We start from the raw sequence: 17905 nt of genomic DNA, 5'->3' as shown, positions 1-17905 counted from the left end.
ATGGACACCCTTGCCTTTGGCTAGTGGTTGGCACGGTCAACCCCCACAGTGGACTCTCACCACCTAGTTGTTACGCATGCCCGGCGCACGTAAATAAGAGAAATATATTCGAAGAAAAGTATGCCGATTAGTCAGAATTTTTATAAATATTAATGCTTTAATATTTTTCAAATCATTACAACGATTCTTATAACGAGATTTTACAGATTAAGGAGGAGTAGTCAATGGGAGTAGATGTTAACAAATTAGAGAAATTAATTAGTAAATGGCAGGATATTTTAAGATTAAGGGATTGGGATATAAAACTAAAAATTGTTGATACAGAATGGAGAAAATCAGGAGACATAAAAATTGATATGGATGACAGAAAAGCAGTAATGCTAATTAATAATAATCCAAAATCAACAAATCTTGAAGAACTAGTTGTTCATGAGTTATTACATTTGAAATTGTGGGGATTGGATCAAATGCTCGAAGGATTAATAGTTCGAGTGTTTGGAGAAGACGATGATGATATTAGAAAAGAATTTGCAATGAATCAATTTTTTCTGTTGCTTGAATCAACAGTTGAAGATTTAACGAAAGGATTTTTAAAGGCAAATGGATGTAAAGAAGAATTAAGTTTTGGAAGATTACAGAAATTGATAGATGATGAAATAGGTTGTTAGTAATAGGGTTTTCTATACAAGTTCCATTGCCATTTATTATTAATGATGTTTTGAAAATAAACACAAGGTACTTTGGGATTATTCAAAGTATGTTTGCAATAGGATTTATACCAGGGGCTTTAATAATAAATAAGTATGAAGAAAAATGGGTGCATTACAAGGTGATTGCTAGTATGTGTATAATAATTGCTATTACTACTGTATTGATGATTATACCAGTATTTTCGGGAATAAACTTTAATAATGAAATCGTATTAGTTATTTATTACTGCTTTATTACGATGATATTAGGAAGCTCTATTTCTATAATAGATATTACTGCAACTACATATTTGCAGAAAACTATTGCAGACAATTTTAGAGGTAGGGTTATGAGTTTACAGTTTAGTTTGGTTAAAATAATCCTTCCACTTGCACTAATTTTATCAGGATTTGCTATAGATTTTATGCCAATACATGTTGTTTTAATATTTGGAAGTTTTTGATATTTTTATCTGTTATTGTATGGTACAGGAAATATTTGAGTTATACAAAGCAGAGTCCGAAGACGTTGTAAACATGAGAACGTTAGGCGAAATGCATAACTAGTAGTTTTTTTGACAATGGGAGAGATTAAAATTGTTTATTATGTAGAGAGGGGAATTCTATAATGGAAAATTTACGAAAATATGGTAATGAGCCGTTTGATGTGGCAGTTATTCATGGGGGACCAGGTGCTCCTGGAGGGATGGCTCCAGTTGCAAGAGAACTGTCACAGATATGTGGAGTTCTTGAACCATTGCAAACAGCAAATTCTATTGAAGGCCAAATTCTAGAACTTAAAGATATTCTTGAGAGTAACACAGATAGCCCAGTCATACTAATAGGACATTCATGGGGGGCATGGTTAAGTTATATTTTTGCTGCACAATACCCTCAATTAGTTAAAAAACTTATACTTGTCGGCAGTGGTTCTTTTGAAGAAAAATATCTTTCGACAATGAAAACTAATAGGACAAGTCGTCTAACTGAAGAGGAAAATTTAAGAGTAGAAGTTTTAATAAGACTGTTGAATGCCCCTAATAATGAAAATAAAAAAGAAGTGCTTAGTGAGTTTGGTAAATTAATGTCAAAAGCGGATTCTTTTGCTCCAATCTGTTTGGAAAATGAAATATTAGATTTTCAACCTGATGTATTCCAAAATTGTATGAATGAAGCCACGCATTTAAGAAAAAGTAAAAAATTATTAGAGATTGGAAGCAAAATAAAATGTCCAGTAATTGCTATACATGGTGAATATGATTCTCATGCTTTTGAAGGAGTTGAAAAACCATTATCTAAAGTTTTGAAAGATTTTCGATTTATTCTGCTAAAGGATTGTGGACATTATCCTTGGAATGAACTCTATGCAAAAAATAAGTTCTATGAAATACTTAAGCAAGAGTTAAGTTCTAAATAATCAAAGCTAATAAAAAATAGTTAAAATAAGAAATATGGTAATTTTTGATGCTATCAATTCCTTAGGTGTCAAGTACTAGTTATGAGATATTATGGTATATTTTGAAAGAGATATATAGGATACTCATTTTGAATCGAAATAGCATATAAGGATGAGATACTATGAAGATATTTATAACTTTTAACTTATTAATTTTTGTATTTTTTATATTTTATTTAGGATATATATCAGTCCAAATATTAAAATATAAAAGGAATAAGTTAAATGATAGTGATATAGTAATTGTTGTTAATGAACCAAAAGAATCAACATATATTGAAAAATTAACAAACAGATTTTTTATAATAGCTGGTTGTATTTTTGCTGTATTTGTAATTATAGAATTTTTTATTATAAGTACAGGTAAAACTATTTCGTATTTATATTTGGTAATATTGTATATTAATTTTTGGTATATACAATATAATAAAAAGTTAGGATTTATAATGACTCAAAATGGTCTAATGATAGGCTTTCAATTTATTGAATGGGATAAAATAAGAGAATATAAGTGGATAGAAAGGTATAATAAAAAAAATAAAATTACATTGAAAATAAAGAAACATAAAAGCTTATTTGAAATACCTATCGATGTTAATGTTCATGATAAAGATAGAATTGAAGAAGTATTTAAGGAGTATTTAGTAGCCGATTAACATTATATACACTTCTTAGAGGTGATTATTGTGAGATCTAATAAAATGATTTATATTATGACTATCTTACTACTAGGAATGTCAATTATATTGAACATTTATCAGTTCCATTTAAGGGGTGAGATGAACAGAGAATATAAAGTATTAACAAAAGAGATTAGTGCAAAAGAAAAAATAATTGATATGAAAAATAGTCGAATTAATAAATTAGAGAGTAAAATCGAAAATATGAAACAGCAGATATCTGTAACTGAAGATAAGAGCGAAGAAAATGTTTTAGGAGAAATATTTCCATTTGAATATGAAGATATTGTAGACATAACTTTTTATAGAGGGAAAGAAAAACTCCCTATGGATATTGATATAGAAGAATTGAAACGAAGAACATTTCAAAGTTTATATTGGTTGGGAGATAATGCTAGAGCAAATATAGATTTTAAAGAACTTTTAGATTTAGAACCAATTTACATTGTATTCAAATTAAAGGATAGAACTATAAGTTATGTTTACTTTTATGAAAAAAATGTGATTTTGATGAATGGAGAAGCTTTTCATCCAGTGAAATATCTTTATTTAGTATTGAATCAAATTTTAGAACCAAATTCTATTATTGCAAAAATTTCAAGGGCATTGGAATATAAAGAAGATGTTGAAAATGAAGGTTATGAGAGTAGTTATGATTCTATTTATCATTTTAGTAGATTAGAGATAAATGACAAGGATTTTTTTCAGTGGGAAAAAGAATTAACTAAACTGACTAAGATTAAATCTATTCCATTTTACAGTGTGAGTGAAGAAATTGATTTTATAGAAGTTTATAAGGAAGGAATTGTAAAGTTTGATTTAAGTATAGTTTTTACAAATGATAAATATAAGACAAAAGATGGAATTACTGTAGGGCTAACAAAAGATGAAGTAATAAGTAAGCTTGGCAAACCAAATTCAATAAGAGGTAATAAGTGGGGATACTTAATAGGAGATTATATTAGATTTTATATAATTTTTGAAGGGAATAAAGTTAAATATTTAATGGAAACAATGCCGTTATGATAAATTCCTTATACCTGTATATTGGGTAGATTCAACAAACATTCCATCAGTAAAATTAGTAAAAAGTTTAGGATTAGAGATTGCAGCAGAAAAAATTGCAATTTCAACATAATTTTTTATACATTTAGTAGGAAAATATATAGCGATTAAAAAGATAATTATAATGACAATTAAAATATTGGAGGCAAACTAATGAAGAAGGAAAAAGTTTCTTTAGTTGGATGTAGAATATATGATTATGAACTTGTTAAAAAATCAATAATTAGAAGCTTTGAAAATTTAGGTGGTATTGACAAATACATAAATAAAGGTGAAACAGTATTATTGAAATTAAACCTATTGATGAAAAAAAAGCCAGAAGAAGCAACTACTACTCATCCAGTATTTACAAAAGCATTAGCAGAAGTGCTAATTGAATATGGAGCAAATGTTTTAATAGGAGATAGTCCAGGAGGCCCTTTTAATTCAAGAGCATTAAGAGGTATTTATAAAGCTTGTGGGATAGAAGCTATAGCGAATGAAGTGAATGCTAAATTAAACTATAATACTAATACTATGGAAGTGAAAAATGTTCAAGGTAAGATATTAAAAGGCTTAATAGTGACAGAAATGCTAAAGGATGTAGATAAAGTAATATCAGTTTCAAAATTAAAGACTCATGGAATGGCAATGTTCACTGGTGCAGTAAAGAATATGTTTGGAATTATACCTGGAGTTTTAAAAGCAGAATATCATTTGAAAATGCCAAATATAAAGGATTTTTCTGATGCTTTAGTTGATATTTGTTTATATGCTAATCCAATCCTATCTTTTATGGATGGAATTGTAGGAATGGAAGGGGAAGGTCCTTCTGCTGGTGATCCTAGAGAAGTAGGAGTTATAATTTCATCAACAAGCCCTTATCATTTAGATGTAGTTGCTACTTCAATAATAAATTTAGAGCCAACTAAGGTTCCAACTATTCAAAGATGTGTTGAAAGAGGTATTTGTAAAGGTAACTTTGATGATATTGAATTAGTTGGAGAAAGAATTGAAAAATTTAGGATAGATGATTTTAGAATACCAGAAATCAAAAGTGTGAATATGGTAAATGACAGAACTCCTAAATTCTTAAGAAATTTCATAAATGCTTGGTTAAGGCCAAAACCTATATTTATTCATGAAGATTGTGTTAGTTGTGGTGTTTGTGAAGAAAATTGCCCACCACAAGTCATTACTATGGAAAATGGTAAGCCTTTAGCAAATTTAGACGAGTGTATTAGATGTTTTTGCTGCCAGGAATTATGTCCTAAAAAGGCAGTGAAAATTCATAGACCTTGGTTATTAGATAAACTTTCAAAGTTGTAGTGTAAGGTGGTATTGAGACTTATTAAACGTTTTTGGATAGATTAAAAGAGTTTAAAATTATAAGTTGGGTAAAAGGAGATACTGATTCAAATATTTTTGAAGGCATGGAAAATAAATTTTGTGGTTATTCTCAATGCCTTTTATTTTTTCTATTGTTTTTTTGAGAAAATAATGAAAATTAAAATAAAATATTAGAGGAATTTGCTATTAGATGAAGAATTTAAAATGAATACTATTAGTGTATTTCAATATTTTAAAACGTAGAAATTTAGTAAATAAAATTTAGCAACAATATATATTAAATAAGCTAAAGGTTGTGGAGAAAGGAAGTTTGAAATGAATAGTTGGGAAAAAGCATATCAGAGAAAACACTCAGGAGTAATAAAACCTCATCCAGATCTTGTAGAAGTTGAAAAACTTTTTAATAAAAATAGAGTAGAAAAAGTATTAGATCTTGGGTGTGGTGATGGACGGCATTTGGTTTTTTTATCGAAAAAAAATTATAAGGTATATGGGTTAGATTATTCTAAAACTGCTTTAGAAAGATCAAGAAAATGGCTTACTAATTTGGGATTAGAGGTTGAAGAATTAATAGAATTAGATTTTACAGATTTACCATGGGATGACAGTTTCTTTGATGCGGTAATTTCAAAGCAGGTACTAGGTCATGGAAGAATAGAGAAAGTAAAGAGAGCATTTCATGAGGTGTATCGCGTATTAAGATCTGGAGGTTATTTATTTATAACTGTACCCAAATATCCACCTTTGGAAAATTGGAAAGATGGTAAATATAAAGAAATTGAAAAAAAGACATATGTTCCACTTGAAGGTCATGAAGAAGGAGTTGTGCATTATTTTTTTGAAGAAAGAGACTTAAGAGATATTCTCTCAGGATATGATATTTTGGATTTAAAAAAAGATAAAGTAACATATAAACATTATAGTGTGCTAGCAAGAAAAAGATAGAATGCAAATTATGACTCGAGAGTTTTTAAATTTTGGGGCAGACTAGGTTTTCAAGTGCAAGAAAATATTATATTAAATTGGGTAGATAAAGAATTATCGGCTATTGTAATGAGAAAATTTTTGTAAGTAATTCTTATTTTTTTAGGTTATAAAATAATAGTTCAATGGTAATGAAATGGAGTACTTTATTTAAGGTGAGTTTAGATGAAAGAAAGGAAGAAAAAATGATGAAAAGGTCAATAATTATTTTTCCTAAATTTAGAAATATAGAAAAAATTCAAGAAATAAGAAAAAAATACGATCCACTTTATAATTGTATTAAACCACACATTACTGTTGTTTTTCCATTCGAGAGTAACATAAAAACAGAAGAACTTGAAAAACATGTTAAACAAGCATTGAAGGGTATAAAGCCATTTAAGATTAGGTTAAAAGGAATAACAGGAACAATTGATAATTATTTATTTTTAAATGTAAAGGAAGGGAATGATAAAATAATTGAAATACATGATAAATTATATACAGGCATATTGGAGAAGTTTTTATATAGGAAAGTTACATACATTCCCCATATTACTGTTGGAAAAGTAGAAGAGATTGAGGAATTTGAAATTGCACTTGAAGAAACAGATTTAGAAACAGGAGCAGGAATTGCAAATATTAAATATTGTTTGAGTAAGGGAGTTAATGTGTGTATAGGAACAGATTGGGGATGTACTGATATTTGGGAAGTAATGAGAGTCGCTTATTATTTATTAAAATTAAATACTGAAATAGAAAGTTTTACAGCAGAAGATGTATTTAAAATGGCAACAATAAATGGAGCCAAAGCCTTTGGAGAGGAAAGAAGAATTGGAATAATAGAAGAAGGTTATAACGCGGATTTAGTGTTTATTAATAAAAATAATATAAAATTATTTCCATTTTTAAATAGAAACGGCTTTTCAACAGTTATTCATAATTTAATTATGGCAGGTAGTGAAAGCTTAATTGAACATGTAATGGTTGATGGAAGTTTCATTATGAAAGACAGACATATTGTAAACATAAATGAAAAAGAAATTAATAGAGCTTATATAGAAATTTTAAATAAGATTGTAAAGGGAATTTAAGAATATTGGAGTGAAATGGTATATTGAATAAAAAAAGGAGGGAGCCTAATGAAAGAAATTAAAGACATATTTCCAAAGGATGCAGAGATAGGCGTTGGTTTAGCAATAAAATACAAAGAAAGATATTTATTTTTTTAGCGGGAAGTAGACATGCCTGTTTTTCATGAGAGATTTTTTATGCAGGGATTGGAGGACATTTAGAAGAAGGAGAAAGTTTTTTAGAATGTGCTCATAGAGAAGCAAAAGAAGAAATTGGAGTAGATATAGAGATAATATCTTCAGATATTACTTATTATATTTCAGAGAGTAGAGTACTACATAAGCTAAATGTTAAAGATTATCCACGACCATTAGCAATATTTAAAATGATACACCCAAAAGGAACTCCAAGAGAAGGGCAAATTTATTATATTTTAATTTACAATGCAAAATTAAAAAATGAACCAACTAAATTAAAACGTGATGAAGTTCAAGGACTAATTGCACTAACGGAAAAACAGGTTATATTAAGTTTGGAGAGGAAACCAACATTACGTGAATTAAAGGAAGAAGGAGCAATTATTGTACTAGGTACTGAATCTATAAATGATGATACTATTTTATATCCAATTGGTACAGCTAAAGCATTAGCTTATATCTTGTCAGTTACATAAACTTTTAGATTTAATATTCTTATTAGGTATAAAAACATTCGGGATAAATATAGAAATTGAAGGAAGAAATATAGTAAAAATTAGTTCTTTAAAAGATATAATAAGATATTTGTAAAGAGAAATGTGAAAAAAGCGTAATCCATATTATTAATGGGATATTAAGATTTTTTTGGTAAGAAGAATAGAGATAATAAAAAGTAAAGTAATAGAGATAAAGTATCAATTGTAGATTATGATGTTGTAAGGCTATATAAAGACAAAGGAGGTTTTACTATGGCAAATAATGTTTGGTCAAAGAAAATTCAAGGGATACTAACTCTTGATTTAAGTAGGGAAGTTAGATTTAGAGATGATAGAAAAGATTTGTTTTTACAGTTGCTTGGATTAAAGCCAGGGATGACCGTTGTTGATGTTGGGTGTGGACCTGGTACATTAACAAGAAAATTAGCAAAATGGCTAGGAAAAGAATCCAAAATTATAGGAGTAGACTTTGATACAGATTTTATTAAATATGCTAGGGAAAAGGCAGTAGAACTTAATTTAAAGAATGTTATTTATTATGAAGGTGATGCTCTAAAGTTGCCTTTATCAGATAATTCGGTAGATGCTTGTATTTCCCATACTGTTATTGAGCATGTACCAAACCGTGAATTTTTAGTAGAACAAAAACGTATATGTAGTCCTGGTGGAAGAGTATCAGTTATGTATTGTAGACCTGATAAGTATATTAAATCCACACCTAATCTTTTACCACAAATATCTGAACGTGAACGTGAATTATTGGAAAAAATATACCAAGGATCAGAAGATATTAATAAGAGATATAAAGTAGGAGAATATTGGCCAGATTCTTCTGAATTACCAAGTTTATTTGATGAATTAGGTTTTGTTAATGTACAAGTAGATGCTATTGCTATTCCTATAGTGATTGATGATGCAAGGAATAGTTATGCAGAAAAAATAATGCTTGTTGAATCTGAAAAGGAACAGTTACTTGAAAGACTTGAAATTAGCTTAAATATAGATAGTAAAAAACTTTTTCAAGATGAAATAAGAGAATTAAAAGAACTTGTAGAAGAAAGGTTTTCAAAAAGATTAGATTTTCTTAAGAAAGGAATAAATATTTGGGACTATACTATTATAATAATTCAAATTGTATCAGGAATAGTAAAAAAATCTTCGATTTAAATAAATTAAGAAAGATTTTGTTGAAATCTATAAACAGAGAATGTATTTAAAGATATCTACAATTTAACAAGGTATTCTTATATTAGCAAAATTAAGTTTTAGGGGGGTAGTGAGGATGTACGACAAAATAGCGGAGTTTTATGATAAATTGGGATGGAAAAATTATCCGGAAAGATTATGGAAACATATAGTGAGCTATTTTAAGGAAATAAATTTTAATCCTAGAACTCATTTAGATATTGCGTGTGGTACAGGAATATTGTGCATTAATGCATTTAAAGCCGGTATTAAATCAGAAGGATTAGATATATCAATACATATGATTAGAAAAGCTATTGAAAATGCAAAAGATAAAAATATGGATATTAATTTTGTCCAAGAGGATATGAGAAGTTTTGAAATGAATAAAAAGTATGATCTAATTACTTGTACATATGATGCAATAAACCATTTGCTTACATTGGACGAGTGGTTAATGACATTTTCAAATGTTAAAAAACATCTTAATTATGGAGGAATTTTTATATTTGACTGTAATACATTGAAGGCTTTAAGAGAAAGATGGAACGGATTTCATATGCAGAAAGATAGTAATGGCAATTATATTATACAAAAGTCGATATTTTATGAGGATAAAGGACAAGCAAGTGCAACATTTACTGTATTTACAAGAAGAGATAAGGATTTATATAATGGTTTTGAGGAGACATTTACTGAAGCTGCTTTTTCTTCTAAAGATATAATTGATGTATTAAATAAAGTTGGTTTTACTGAAGTCAGTATTACAAATATGGAGTTTAAAATGTTAGACGAACCAGATGAAGAATATAGGAATGTGTATGTATGCAAATAGATATATCGTTATAAAAGATGAATTTTTAAAGTCATCTAAATTTAGAATAATGAGGTGAAAAGGTTTATGAAAAAAGGATATATACATATTTATACTGGAAATGGAAAGGGGAAAACTACTGCAGCGTTAGGACTGGCTTTAAGAGCAGTATGTGCAGGTAAAAAAGTTTTCTTTGGACAATTTGTTAAGGGTATGAAGTATAGTGAAGTAAAAGCAGAGGAGTATTTACCGAATTTTGAAATACATCAGTTTGGGAAAAATTGTTTTATTTATAATGCTCCAACAGAGGAAGATATTGAATTAGCAGAAAAAGGACTCAAAATATGCGAAAGAGTTTTAAATAGTGGAGAGTATGATATAGTTGTTTTAGATGAATTGAATATTGCTCTATACTATAATTTACTTTCTATAGAAAGAATATTAGAAATACTAGAAAATAGAGCAGAACATGTCGAAGTTATAATAACGGGAAGATATGCCCCAAAGGAACTAATAGATATTGCTGATTTGGTTACTGAAATGAATGAAGTAAAGCATTATTATACAAAAGGTGTTATGGCAAGAGAAGGAATAGAGTGCTAATATGGTTAAGGAGGTAAATAATGTTTGAATTTATAGAAATAGACGAAAAAATACGAAAAAAGGTATGTAATTTTATTGCAGAAAATTGGGGTTCACCAGTTATGGTTTCAAGAGGTAAAAAACATTTTATAGATAAACTACCAGGATGTCTAGCAATGAGAGAAAATGATATTATTGGACTTATTACTTATAATATAATAGATGATGAATGTGAAATTGTTTCTTTAGATAGTAATCAGGAAAATTTGGGTATAGGTACTAAATTAATTAATTTAGTAATAGATAAAGCCAGAAAGAGTAATTGCAGACGAGTATGGCTAATTACAACAAATGATAATACTAAAGCGATAAGATTTTATCAAAAGAGAGGTTTTAACATGAAAGCATTACATTTAAATGCGGTAGTTAAGGCAAGAAAAATAAAACCCGAAATACCATTATATGGCTTTGATAATATACCAATATTGCATGAAATTGAATTTGAAAAGCTATTATAAAAGTTATTTCAACATAAAAAAGCAGAATCGTTATTTTAGATTCTGCCTTTTTATATCTATTATACGTTAAACCTAAATACTACTACATCACCATCTTGCATTACATAATCTTTACCTTCTAATCTTATCAATCCTTTTTCTCTAGCTTGACTATATCCACCCGCACTTATTAAGTCATCGTAGCTTACAACTTCTGCTCTAATAAATCCTCTTTCCATATCAGAGTGTATTTTTCCTGCTGCTTGTGGGGCTTTAGTTCCTCTTTTAATAGTCCAAGCTCTAACTTCTTTTTCTCCCGCTGTTAAGAAAGAAATCAAACCTAAAAGTTTATAACTTGCTTTAATGAGTTTATCTAATCCAGATTCTTTTAATCCAAGCTCCTGCAAGAATTCTTTTTTCTCCTCATCATCTAGTTCAGAAATTTCTGCTTCAATTTTTCCGCAGATAGTTACTACTTCAGAGTTTTCATTTTTTGCATATTCTTTAACTTTTTTAACATATTCATTTTCATCTTCTGATGTAATGTCATCTTCTGAAATATTAGCTGCATATAATACAGGTTTGTATGATAGAAGATTTAATCCTTTAACAAATTTTTCTTCATCTTCATCGAAGTCGAGAGTTCTTACAGATTTCCCTTCTTCTAAAACTTCACGAATTCTGATTAAAATATCAAGTTCTTTTTGATATGATTTATCACCTTTTAATAATTTTTCTGTTTTAGTTATTCTTTTATTGATTAATTCAAGATCGGAAAGAATAAGTTCTAAATTGATAATTTCAATATCGCGTATAGGATCTATGTTTCCTTCGACATGAGTAATATTTTCATCTTCGAAACATCTTACTACATGGACAATAGCAGCTACTTCTCTTATGTGAGATAAAAATTTGTTTCCTAAACCTTCTCCTTTACTTGCACCTTTAACAAGGCCTGCGATATCATAAAATTCGATTGCAGTTGGAGTTACTTTTTTAGGGTTTATCATTTCTGCTAATTTTTCAAGTCTTTCGTCAGGTACAGCAACTACACCAACATTTGGTTCTATTGTACAGAAAGGATAATTAGCCGATTCTGCTCCCGCAGATGTAATTGCATTAAAAAGAGTACTTTTTCCCACATTTGGCAAACCTACAATTCCTAATTTCATTAATATCTTCCTTTCAATCGATAGTAATAAAATATAACTAATTTTAACAGACTAAATTATACAATAACTTTAAGAATACATCAACTACAAGGGAGGAAAAAGTATGGATAGAGATATGCAAATAAGTTCGATTATTTCTTTTGTAGACAGTAATAGAGAATCAATGGCTAGTAAAATGGTTTGTGCTAAAGTGCTAGGCCAAAAAAATGAAAGAATAAATGATGAAATTGTAAGAGAGCTTCATGCTAGATTGCCTAGAGCTAAACAAGAAGTGATTGATGATTGTTTTGAGATAATTAAATAAGAATTGTTTGCAGATTAACAATTCCTTAACATTAATTTAACTTCATGTCAACATAAGCAGAAAAATATTTAGCTATAATTAAGACGTAGAAAAAAATGTGGAAAAAAATAGGAGGAGTGTAATTATGTTAAGTAAAAAGGCTAGAAAGTTTATAAGTTTAACATTAAGTCTAGCAATTGTTATTTTTATGTTTGTAGGCTGCAGTAGTCAAACGCAAAAGCAAACTGACAATAATCAAGGGAAAGTTAATGCAGGTAAGCTGTCCGGGAAGATAGAAGTAGACGGTTCTAGCACAGTTTTTCCTATAACTGAAGCTATGGCTGAAGAATTTCAGAAGATGCATAAAGATGTTAAAATAACAGTTGGAGTATCGGGAACTGGTGGAGGATTTAAAAGATTTACAAAGGGAGAAACAGATATAAGTGATGCTTCAAGGCCTATAAAAGATAAGGAAGCGAAAATAGCCCAAGAAAATGGTATTAAATATAAACAAATTAAGATTGCATATGACGGAATTTCAGTATTAGTTAATCCGCAGAATGATTGGGTTGATAATTTAACAGTTGAAGAACTAAAGAAAATTTGGGAGCCTAATAGTAAAGTTAAAACATGGAAAGATATAAGGCCTGAATGGCCAGATAAAGAGATAAAACTTTACGGCCCGGGAACTGATTCTGGTACTTTTGATTATTTTACAGAAGAGATTATTGGAGAGAGTGGTAAAATTAGAACAGATTTTACAGCTTCAGAGGATGACAATGTATTAGTTCAAGGTATAGCAGGAGATAAATATGCACTAGGTTATTTTGGATATGCTTATTATGTTGAAAATAAGGATGTATTGAAAATTGTACCTATAAATGGAGTAAAGCCTACTACAGAGACAATCGAAAAAGGTGAATATACACCACTTTCAAGGCCGTTATTCATATATGTATCACAAGATTCATTTAACAACAAAGAACAAGTGAGAGAATTTGTTAAGTTCTATTTAAAAAATGCAAGAGATATTGTTCCAGAAACAGGTTATGTTCCGTTAAAGCAAGAGGTATATGACAAACAATTAGAAGAATTGTTATCAGGTAAGTAAAAATACTTCAGAAAATTTGATTATTGGCTAATAGCTATCGGTTGTAATTTTAGCTATTAGCCTATTTTTTTGCAATAATATGCTATTTAACAAACACTTAACATTAGATTAACACAAAATAAACTAAAGTATTAAATTCTTAAATTATAATTATTATGTGATTAGCAAAGGGGGTTTATTTATGAGCAGGACTATTGGTAACAGTAAAAAAAATCCGTCTAAAAAGGTATACATTGCGGAATTGGTTATATCGAAGATTTTATTTATTTTTGTTATGGTTTCTATTGCAACTACAATTGGTATAGTATGGATATTATCTTATGAAACGGTTCAGTTTTTCCGTGAAGTATCTATAATTGAATTCTTAACCGAAACAGAATGGACAGCTTTATTTAATCCACCTAAATATGGGGTTTTACCTTTAGTAGGTGGAACACTGATGATAGCTTTTTTTTCAAGCATTATTTCAATACCTATAGGATTGGGAAGTGCTATTTATTTAAGTGAATATGCTTCAAAGAAAACTAGGAAAATACTTAAACCAGTATTAGAAATACTTGCCGGTATTCCAACGATAGTTTATGGTTATTTTGCATTAACTTTTATAACGCCAGCAATCAGAAACATTTTTCCAGAAGCTAATATCTTTAATGCTTTAAGTGCAAGTATAGCGGTAGGTATAATGATAATTCCTATGGTTTCATCATTAAGTGAAGATGCGATGAATGCAGTACCTGATTCATTACGCGAAGGTGCTTATGCATTAGGATGTACTAGATTTGAAGTAGCAACTAAAGTCGTTATTCCTGCAGCATTATCTAGTATAATTGCCTCATTTGTTTTAGCTATATCGAGAGCTATTGGAGAAACTATGATTGTAACATTAGCGGCTGGCTCAACTCCTAAATTAACATTAAACCCATTAGAAAGCATACAGACAATGACAGCTTTTATAGTGCAAGTAGCTTCTGGTGATATAGTGTATGGCAGTGTAATGTATAAGACGATATTTGCTGTTGGAATGTTACTTTTCATAATAACTCTATTAATGAATGTAATATCTAAAATCATTATTAAAAAATACAGGGAGGAGTATTAATGACTAATCTTCAGAAAAGAAAGTTGCAGGACAAAATTTTCCATATACTTGTTTTATCGGCAACTTTATTTGGTTTAGTCGTTTTAGTAATTTTATTAAAAGAGATATTAAATGACGGATTGAAATGGATAAATATAGATTTCTTTAGAAACTTTGCATCTAGATTTCCAAGGAAATCGGGGATTAAAGCCCCATTATTTGGAAGTTTGTGGATTATTGGATTGACTGCTCTATTTGCTTTTCCGATAGGAGTAGGTTCGGCTTTGTATTTAGAAGAATATCTTCCTAAAAATTGGTTAACTAATTTGATTCAAGTAAACATATCGAATTTAGCAGGAGTACCTTCTATAGTTTTCGGCATACTTGGATTAGGTATTTTTGTGAATACTTTAGGTTTTGGAAGAAGTATTTTATCTGGTGCATTGACATTAGCATTATTGATATTGCCTGTAATTATAGTTTCGGCTCAAGAAGCAATAAAGAGTGTACCGAAAGAACTTAAACAAGGGGCTTATGCTCTAGGATGTACTAAATGGCAGATGATTACTGGCGTATTATTACCTTATGCTATGCCCGGGATTTTAACTGGTACTATTTTGGCAATTGCAAGAGCATTAGGTGAGACTGCACCATTACTTATGGTAGGAGCAGTAACTTTTATAGCCTATACTCCTGAAGGGATATTTGATTCATTTACTACATTGCCAATGCAAATATATAACTGGACTTCGAGGCCGAAGGTTGATTTTCATCATATAGCAGCAGCGGCTATTATAGTATTACTAATATTATTATTAGGCATAAATTCGTTAGCTATATATTTACGCAATAGATATCAGAGCAGGATGTCAAGATGATTTAAGGAGGGTTTTGATGAATAAAAAGATTCAAGTAAAAAATTTAAATTTTTATTATGGGAATTTTCATGCATTAAAGAATATAAATTTAGATATAGAAGAAAATAAGGTAACGGCTTTAATTGGGCCTTCAGGCTGTGGGAAATCTACTTTTTTAAGAACGATAAACAGAATGAACGATTTAATTGAGGGTACAAGACATGATGGGGAAGTAATATATGAAGGAAAGGATATATATGCTCCTGATGTAGACGTTGTAGAGTTGAGAAGAAAAATAGGAATGGTATTTCAAAAGCCAAATCCATTTCCTAAATCGATTTATGAGAATGTGGTATTTGGGCCAAAGAGACATGGTATAAAAAATAAATCGAAATTGGATGAGATAGTAGAGAAAAGTTTAAAAGCTGCGGCACTTTGGGATGAAGTAAAAGATAGATTAAATAGTTCGGCTTGGTCTTTATCAGGAGGGCAACAGCAGAGATTATGTATTGCAAGAGCTTTAGCTATGGAACCTGATGTGCTCTTAATGGATGAACCTACTTCAGCATTAGATCCTATAGCTACTTTAAGAATAGAAGAGCTAATAGAGGATCTTAAGAAAAAGTACACTATAATTATAGTAACACATTCTATGCAGCAAGCCGGTAGGATATCAGACAATACAGCCTTCTTTTTAATGGGTGAGCTTGTTGAATATGATAGTACTAAAAAGTTATTTACGAATCCTAGAGATAAAAGGACAGAAGATTATATTACAGGTAGATTTGGTTAAGGAGTGGGATTATGAGAAAACATTTTGACTTGCAATTAAAAGAATTACATGATTCTCTTTTGAAAATGGGCACTATGGTAGAGGAAGCAATAGATATGGCGGTTCAATCTCTAATAGAACAGGATGTTGAGAAGGCTAAAAGAGTCATAGAAAATGATGACAATATAGATATTTTAGAGATGCAAATAGAGGAAAAGTGTTTAGATTTGATAGCTCTTCAACAGCCTATTGCGAGAGATTTAAGGAGAATAAGTACGATTTTAAAGATTATAACGGATTTAGAAAGGATAGGCGATCATGCAGTAAATATTGCTGAAGTTGCAATAAAGATAGGTAAAGAGAAATTTATAAAACCATTAATAGATATTCCTAAAATGGCCGATATAGTGAAAAAGATGGTAAAAAATAGTTTAAACAGTTATATTGAAGAAGATTTAAAGCTAGCTAGAGAAGTAGCTCAAATGGATGAAATCGTAGATAATATATATAGAGACATTTATATTGAATTGTTAGAGCTTTTAACTAAAAATGAGAAAAATATACTTCAAACGATTAATTTGTTACTAATAGGTAGATATCTTGAAAGAGTAGCAGATCATACTACTAATATTTGTGAGAGAATTATATATATGATTAATGGGGAAAGAGTATCATATTAAAGTGATTATATAGCGATTACGGCAGAAAATTTTGCCTCTTTAGAGGTTGAATTTTCTGCCGTTTTAGTTTTTTATTTAAACATAGCGATTGAATATTTTGTTCTTTTTTTGTTTAAAATTTTTGAATATGTAAATCCTATATTTAGGAGGTGGCAAAATGTTAAAAAAAAATAAATTATTAATTACATTAGTTATATTCACTATGCTTATAACAGTATTTACCTATGGCTGTAGAAAAGCCGAAAAACCGAATTTACCAAGTCCTAAACAAGAAGATAGAAATATAATAGATAATGAAATCGAAAGAAAAGATTTAGAAGATGTTAAAGAAAAGACGGATAAAACTTTGTCTGCAAGAGCAGAAAAAATTGCGGATAGTATTGTAGATTTGCCAGGTGTAAATGACGCTACAGTAGTAATAACTGGAAATACTGCGTTAGTAGGAGTCGATATTGAAAAAGAATTGGAAGGAAAAGTTGTTACAGATTTGAAAAAACAAATAGTAACAAGAGTAAAACAAACTGATAAAGATATCAAAAATGTAACTGTAACTGCCGATCCTGATTTATTCGAGAGAATAGATGATATCGCCCAAGAAATAAATAGGGGTAGAGGTATGAGTGAATTTGCAGATGAGGTAAAAGAAATTATACGTAGAATAACACCTAGTATGTAAAAATCCGGCCAACTGGCCGGATTGAATTTGTTGACAAAGTAAAATATTTTATGAAAATAACGCTCATGCGGACGAATTTAGAAAAAACTTAAGGCTTAAATTTTTAGAAAATCCTAATGCACCTAATCAAGACATCCTGTCTCGTAGGATGCTGGTTTGACATCCTGTCAAACCTACGGATTTTCTCAAAAATTTTCGCCTAGTTTTTTAACTAAATTCTTTCAAGCATTCGCTTTCATTTTCATAAA

At 29.5% G+C, this 17905-nt stretch carries 21 protein-coding genes; 20 read left to right on the top strand and 1 reads right to left on the bottom strand.

Annotated elements, in window-relative coordinates; translation table 11 throughout:
- Nucleotides 1-224 precede the first annotated feature (224 nt).
- The 13 genes from BUB51_RS08580 (at nt 225) to BUB51_RS08520 (ending at nt 11049) form a co-directional block, all read left to right on the top strand.
- Nucleotides 225-668, top strand: coding sequence for a hypothetical protein (locus tag BUB51_RS08580; RefSeq protein WP_073197082.1), 444 nt, complete (start codon nt 225-227; stop codon nt 666-668).
- Nucleotides 662-1153, top strand: coding sequence for an MFS transporter (locus BUB51_RS08575; RefSeq protein WP_073197079.1), 492 nt, complete (start codon nt 662-664; stop codon nt 1151-1153). Before BUB51_RS08580 ends, BUB51_RS08575 begins: the two co-directional genes overlap by 7 nt.
- 164 nt (nt 1154-1317) lie before the next feature.
- Complete coding sequence (locus BUB51_RS08570) at nt 1318-2106, top strand: alpha/beta fold hydrolase (protein WP_073197077.1); 789 nt, start codon at nt 1318-1320, stop codon at nt 2104-2106.
- 161 nt (nt 2107-2267) lie between these two features.
- Nucleotides 2268-2801 (top strand): DUF5673 domain-containing protein, encoded by a 534-nt coding sequence (locus BUB51_RS08565; RefSeq protein WP_073197075.1) that lies wholly within the window; start codon nt 2268-2270, stop codon nt 2799-2801.
- Between the two features lie 30 nt (nt 2802-2831).
- On the top strand, nt 2832-3851 hold the full coding sequence (locus tag BUB51_RS08560; protein WP_143153590.1) for a hypothetical protein: 1020 nt from the start codon (nt 2832-2834) through the stop codon (nt 3849-3851).
- Between the two features lie 192 nt (nt 3852-4043).
- Nucleotides 4044-5198 (top strand): DUF362 domain-containing protein, encoded by a 1155-nt coding sequence (locus BUB51_RS08555; RefSeq protein WP_073197071.1) that lies wholly within the window; start codon nt 4044-4046, stop codon nt 5196-5198.
- Between the two features lie 336 nt (nt 5199-5534).
- A complete protein-coding gene (locus BUB51_RS08550) occupies nt 5535-6164 on the top strand; it encodes a class I SAM-dependent methyltransferase (RefSeq protein ID WP_073197069.1) in 630 nt (209 codons plus the stop codon).
- A gap of 194 nt (nt 6165-6358) precedes the next feature.
- Nucleotides 6359-7276, top strand: coding sequence for a 2'-5' RNA ligase family protein (locus BUB51_RS08545; RefSeq protein WP_073197067.1), 918 nt, complete (start codon nt 6359-6361; stop codon nt 7274-7276).
- 170 nt (nt 7277-7446) lie between these two features.
- The gene (locus BUB51_RS12745) at nt 7447-7929 is read left to right on the top strand and encodes an NUDIX domain-containing protein (protein ID WP_083599571.1); all 483 of its coding nucleotides are present in this window, start codon (nt 7447-7449) and stop codon (nt 7927-7929) included.
- Between the two features lie 273 nt (nt 7930-8202).
- The gene (locus tag BUB51_RS08535; RefSeq protein WP_073197064.1) at nt 8203-9117 is read left to right on the top strand and encodes a class I SAM-dependent methyltransferase; all 915 of its coding nucleotides are present in this window, start codon (nt 8203-8205) and stop codon (nt 9115-9117) included.
- Nucleotides 9118-9232: 115 nt separating this feature from the next.
- The gene (locus BUB51_RS08530; RefSeq protein ID WP_073197062.1) at nt 9233-9970 is read left to right on the top strand and encodes a class I SAM-dependent DNA methyltransferase; all 738 of its coding nucleotides are present in this window, start codon (nt 9233-9235) and stop codon (nt 9968-9970) included.
- Between the two features lie 66 nt (nt 9971-10036).
- A complete protein-coding gene (cobO, locus tag BUB51_RS08525; RefSeq protein WP_073197061.1) occupies nt 10037-10552 on the top strand; it encodes a cob(I)yrinic acid a,c-diamide adenosyltransferase in 516 nt (171 codons plus the stop codon).
- Between the two features lie 20 nt (nt 10553-10572).
- On the top strand, nt 10573-11049 hold the full coding sequence (locus tag BUB51_RS08520; RefSeq protein ID WP_073197059.1) for a GNAT family N-acetyltransferase: 477 nt from the start codon (nt 10573-10575) through the stop codon (nt 11047-11049).
- Between the two features lie 59 nt (nt 11050-11108).
- Here the strand turns inward: BUB51_RS08520 and ychF are convergent, their stop codons facing one another.
- Nucleotides 11109-12200 (bottom strand): redox-regulated ATPase YchF, encoded by a 1092-nt coding sequence (ychF, locus tag BUB51_RS08515; protein WP_073197048.1) that lies wholly within the window; start codon nt 12198-12200, stop codon nt 11109-11111.
- A 103-nt stretch (nt 12201-12303) separates the two neighbouring features.
- Between ychF and BUB51_RS08510 the strand changes: the two genes are divergently transcribed.
- From BUB51_RS08510 to BUB51_RS08480, 7 genes are all read left to right on the top strand, one after another.
- Entirely contained in the window at nt 12304-12504 is a 201-nt protein-coding gene (locus BUB51_RS08510) for a hypothetical protein (RefSeq protein WP_073197046.1), read from the top strand.
- Between the two features lie 124 nt (nt 12505-12628).
- Nucleotides 12629-13594: a PstS family phosphate ABC transporter substrate-binding protein gene (locus BUB51_RS08505; protein ID WP_073197044.1), complete on the top strand. Its 966-nt coding sequence runs from the start codon at nt 12629-12631 to the stop codon at nt 13592-13594.
- A gap of 181 nt (nt 13595-13775) precedes the next feature.
- Nucleotides 13776-14693 (top strand): phosphate ABC transporter permease subunit PstC, encoded by a 918-nt coding sequence (gene pstC / locus BUB51_RS08500; RefSeq protein WP_073197042.1) that lies wholly within the window; start codon nt 13776-13778, stop codon nt 14691-14693.
- Entirely contained in the window at nt 14693-15550 is an 858-nt protein-coding gene (pstA, locus tag BUB51_RS08495; protein WP_073197040.1) for a phosphate ABC transporter permease PstA, read from the top strand. Before pstC ends, pstA begins: the two co-directional genes overlap by 1 nt.
- A 16-nt stretch (nt 15551-15566) precedes the next feature.
- Entirely contained in the window at nt 15567-16322 is a 756-nt protein-coding gene (gene pstB, locus BUB51_RS08490) for a phosphate ABC transporter ATP-binding protein PstB (RefSeq protein WP_073197038.1), read from the top strand.
- A gap of 11 nt (nt 16323-16333) precedes the next feature.
- Nucleotides 16334-16981, top strand: a complete 648-nt coding sequence (phoU, locus tag BUB51_RS08485) for a phosphate signaling complex protein PhoU (protein WP_200791914.1) — start codon at nt 16334-16336, stop codon at nt 16979-16981.
- 157 nt (nt 16982-17138) lie between these two features.
- Nucleotides 17139-17657, top strand: a complete 519-nt coding sequence (locus BUB51_RS08480; protein WP_073197034.1) for a YhcN/YlaJ family sporulation lipoprotein — start codon at nt 17139-17141, stop codon at nt 17655-17657.
- Nucleotides 17658-17905: the final 248 nt, after the last annotated feature.

This window comes from Caloranaerobacter azorensis DSM 13643 (genome assembly GCF_900129995.1).
Lineage (GTDB): Bacteria > Bacillota > Clostridia > Tissierellales > Thermohalobacteraceae > Caloranaerobacter > Caloranaerobacter azorensis.
This window is presented reverse-complemented; position numbering and strand designations above follow the sequence as displayed.

What these genes read in the sequence shown, in the direction of transcription:
- BUB51_RS08565 (WP_073197075.1), top strand. Translation starts at nt 2,268, where the DNA reads ATGAAGATATTTATAACTTTTAACTTATTAATTTTTGTATTTTTTATA.
- BUB51_RS08510 (WP_073197046.1), top strand. Translation starts at nt 12,304, where the DNA reads ATGGATAGAGATATGCAAATAAGTTCGATTATTTCTTTTGTAGACAGT.
- BUB51_RS08550 (WP_073197069.1), top strand. Translation starts at nt 5,535, where the DNA reads ATGAATAGTTGGGAAAAAGCATATCAGAGAAAACACTCAGGAGTAATA.
- ychF (WP_073197048.1), bottom strand. Translation starts at nt 12,200, where the DNA reads ATGAAATTAGGAATTGTAGGTTTGCCAAATGTGGGAAAAAGTACTCTT.
- BUB51_RS08480 (WP_073197034.1), top strand. Translation starts at nt 17,139, where the DNA reads ATGTTAAAAAAAAATAAATTATTAATTACATTAGTTATATTCACTATG.
- cobO (WP_073197061.1), top strand. Translation starts at nt 10,037, where the DNA reads ATGAAAAAAGGATATATACATATTTATACTGGAAATGGAAAGGGGAAA.
- BUB51_RS08520 (WP_073197059.1), top strand. Translation starts at nt 10,573, where the DNA reads ATGTTTGAATTTATAGAAATAGACGAAAAAATACGAAAAAAGGTATGT.
- BUB51_RS08530 (WP_073197062.1), top strand. Translation starts at nt 9,233, where the DNA reads ATGTACGACAAAATAGCGGAGTTTTATGATAAATTGGGATGGAAAAAT.
- pstA (WP_073197040.1), top strand. Translation starts at nt 14,693, where the DNA reads ATGACTAATCTTCAGAAAAGAAAGTTGCAGGACAAAATTTTCCATATA.
- BUB51_RS08535 (WP_073197064.1), top strand. Translation starts at nt 8,203, where the DNA reads ATGGCAAATAATGTTTGGTCAAAGAAAATTCAAGGGATACTAACTCTT.
- BUB51_RS08580 (WP_073197082.1), top strand. Translation starts at nt 225, where the DNA reads ATGGGAGTAGATGTTAACAAATTAGAGAAATTAATTAGTAAATGGCAG.
- BUB51_RS08570 (WP_073197077.1), top strand. Translation starts at nt 1,318, where the DNA reads ATGGAAAATTTACGAAAATATGGTAATGAGCCGTTTGATGTGGCAGTT.
- BUB51_RS08505 (WP_073197044.1), top strand. Translation starts at nt 12,629, where the DNA reads ATGTTAAGTAAAAAGGCTAGAAAGTTTATAAGTTTAACATTAAGTCTA.
- pstB (WP_073197038.1), top strand. Translation starts at nt 15,567, where the DNA reads ATGAATAAAAAGATTCAAGTAAAAAATTTAAATTTTTATTATGGGAAT.
- pstC (WP_073197042.1), top strand. Translation starts at nt 13,776, where the DNA reads ATGAGCAGGACTATTGGTAACAGTAAAAAAAATCCGTCTAAAAAGGTA.
- BUB51_RS08555 (WP_073197071.1), top strand. Translation starts at nt 4,044, where the DNA reads ATGAAGAAGGAAAAAGTTTCTTTAGTTGGATGTAGAATATATGATTAT.
- phoU (WP_200791914.1), top strand. Translation starts at nt 16,334, where the DNA reads ATGAGAAAACATTTTGACTTGCAATTAAAAGAATTACATGATTCTCTT.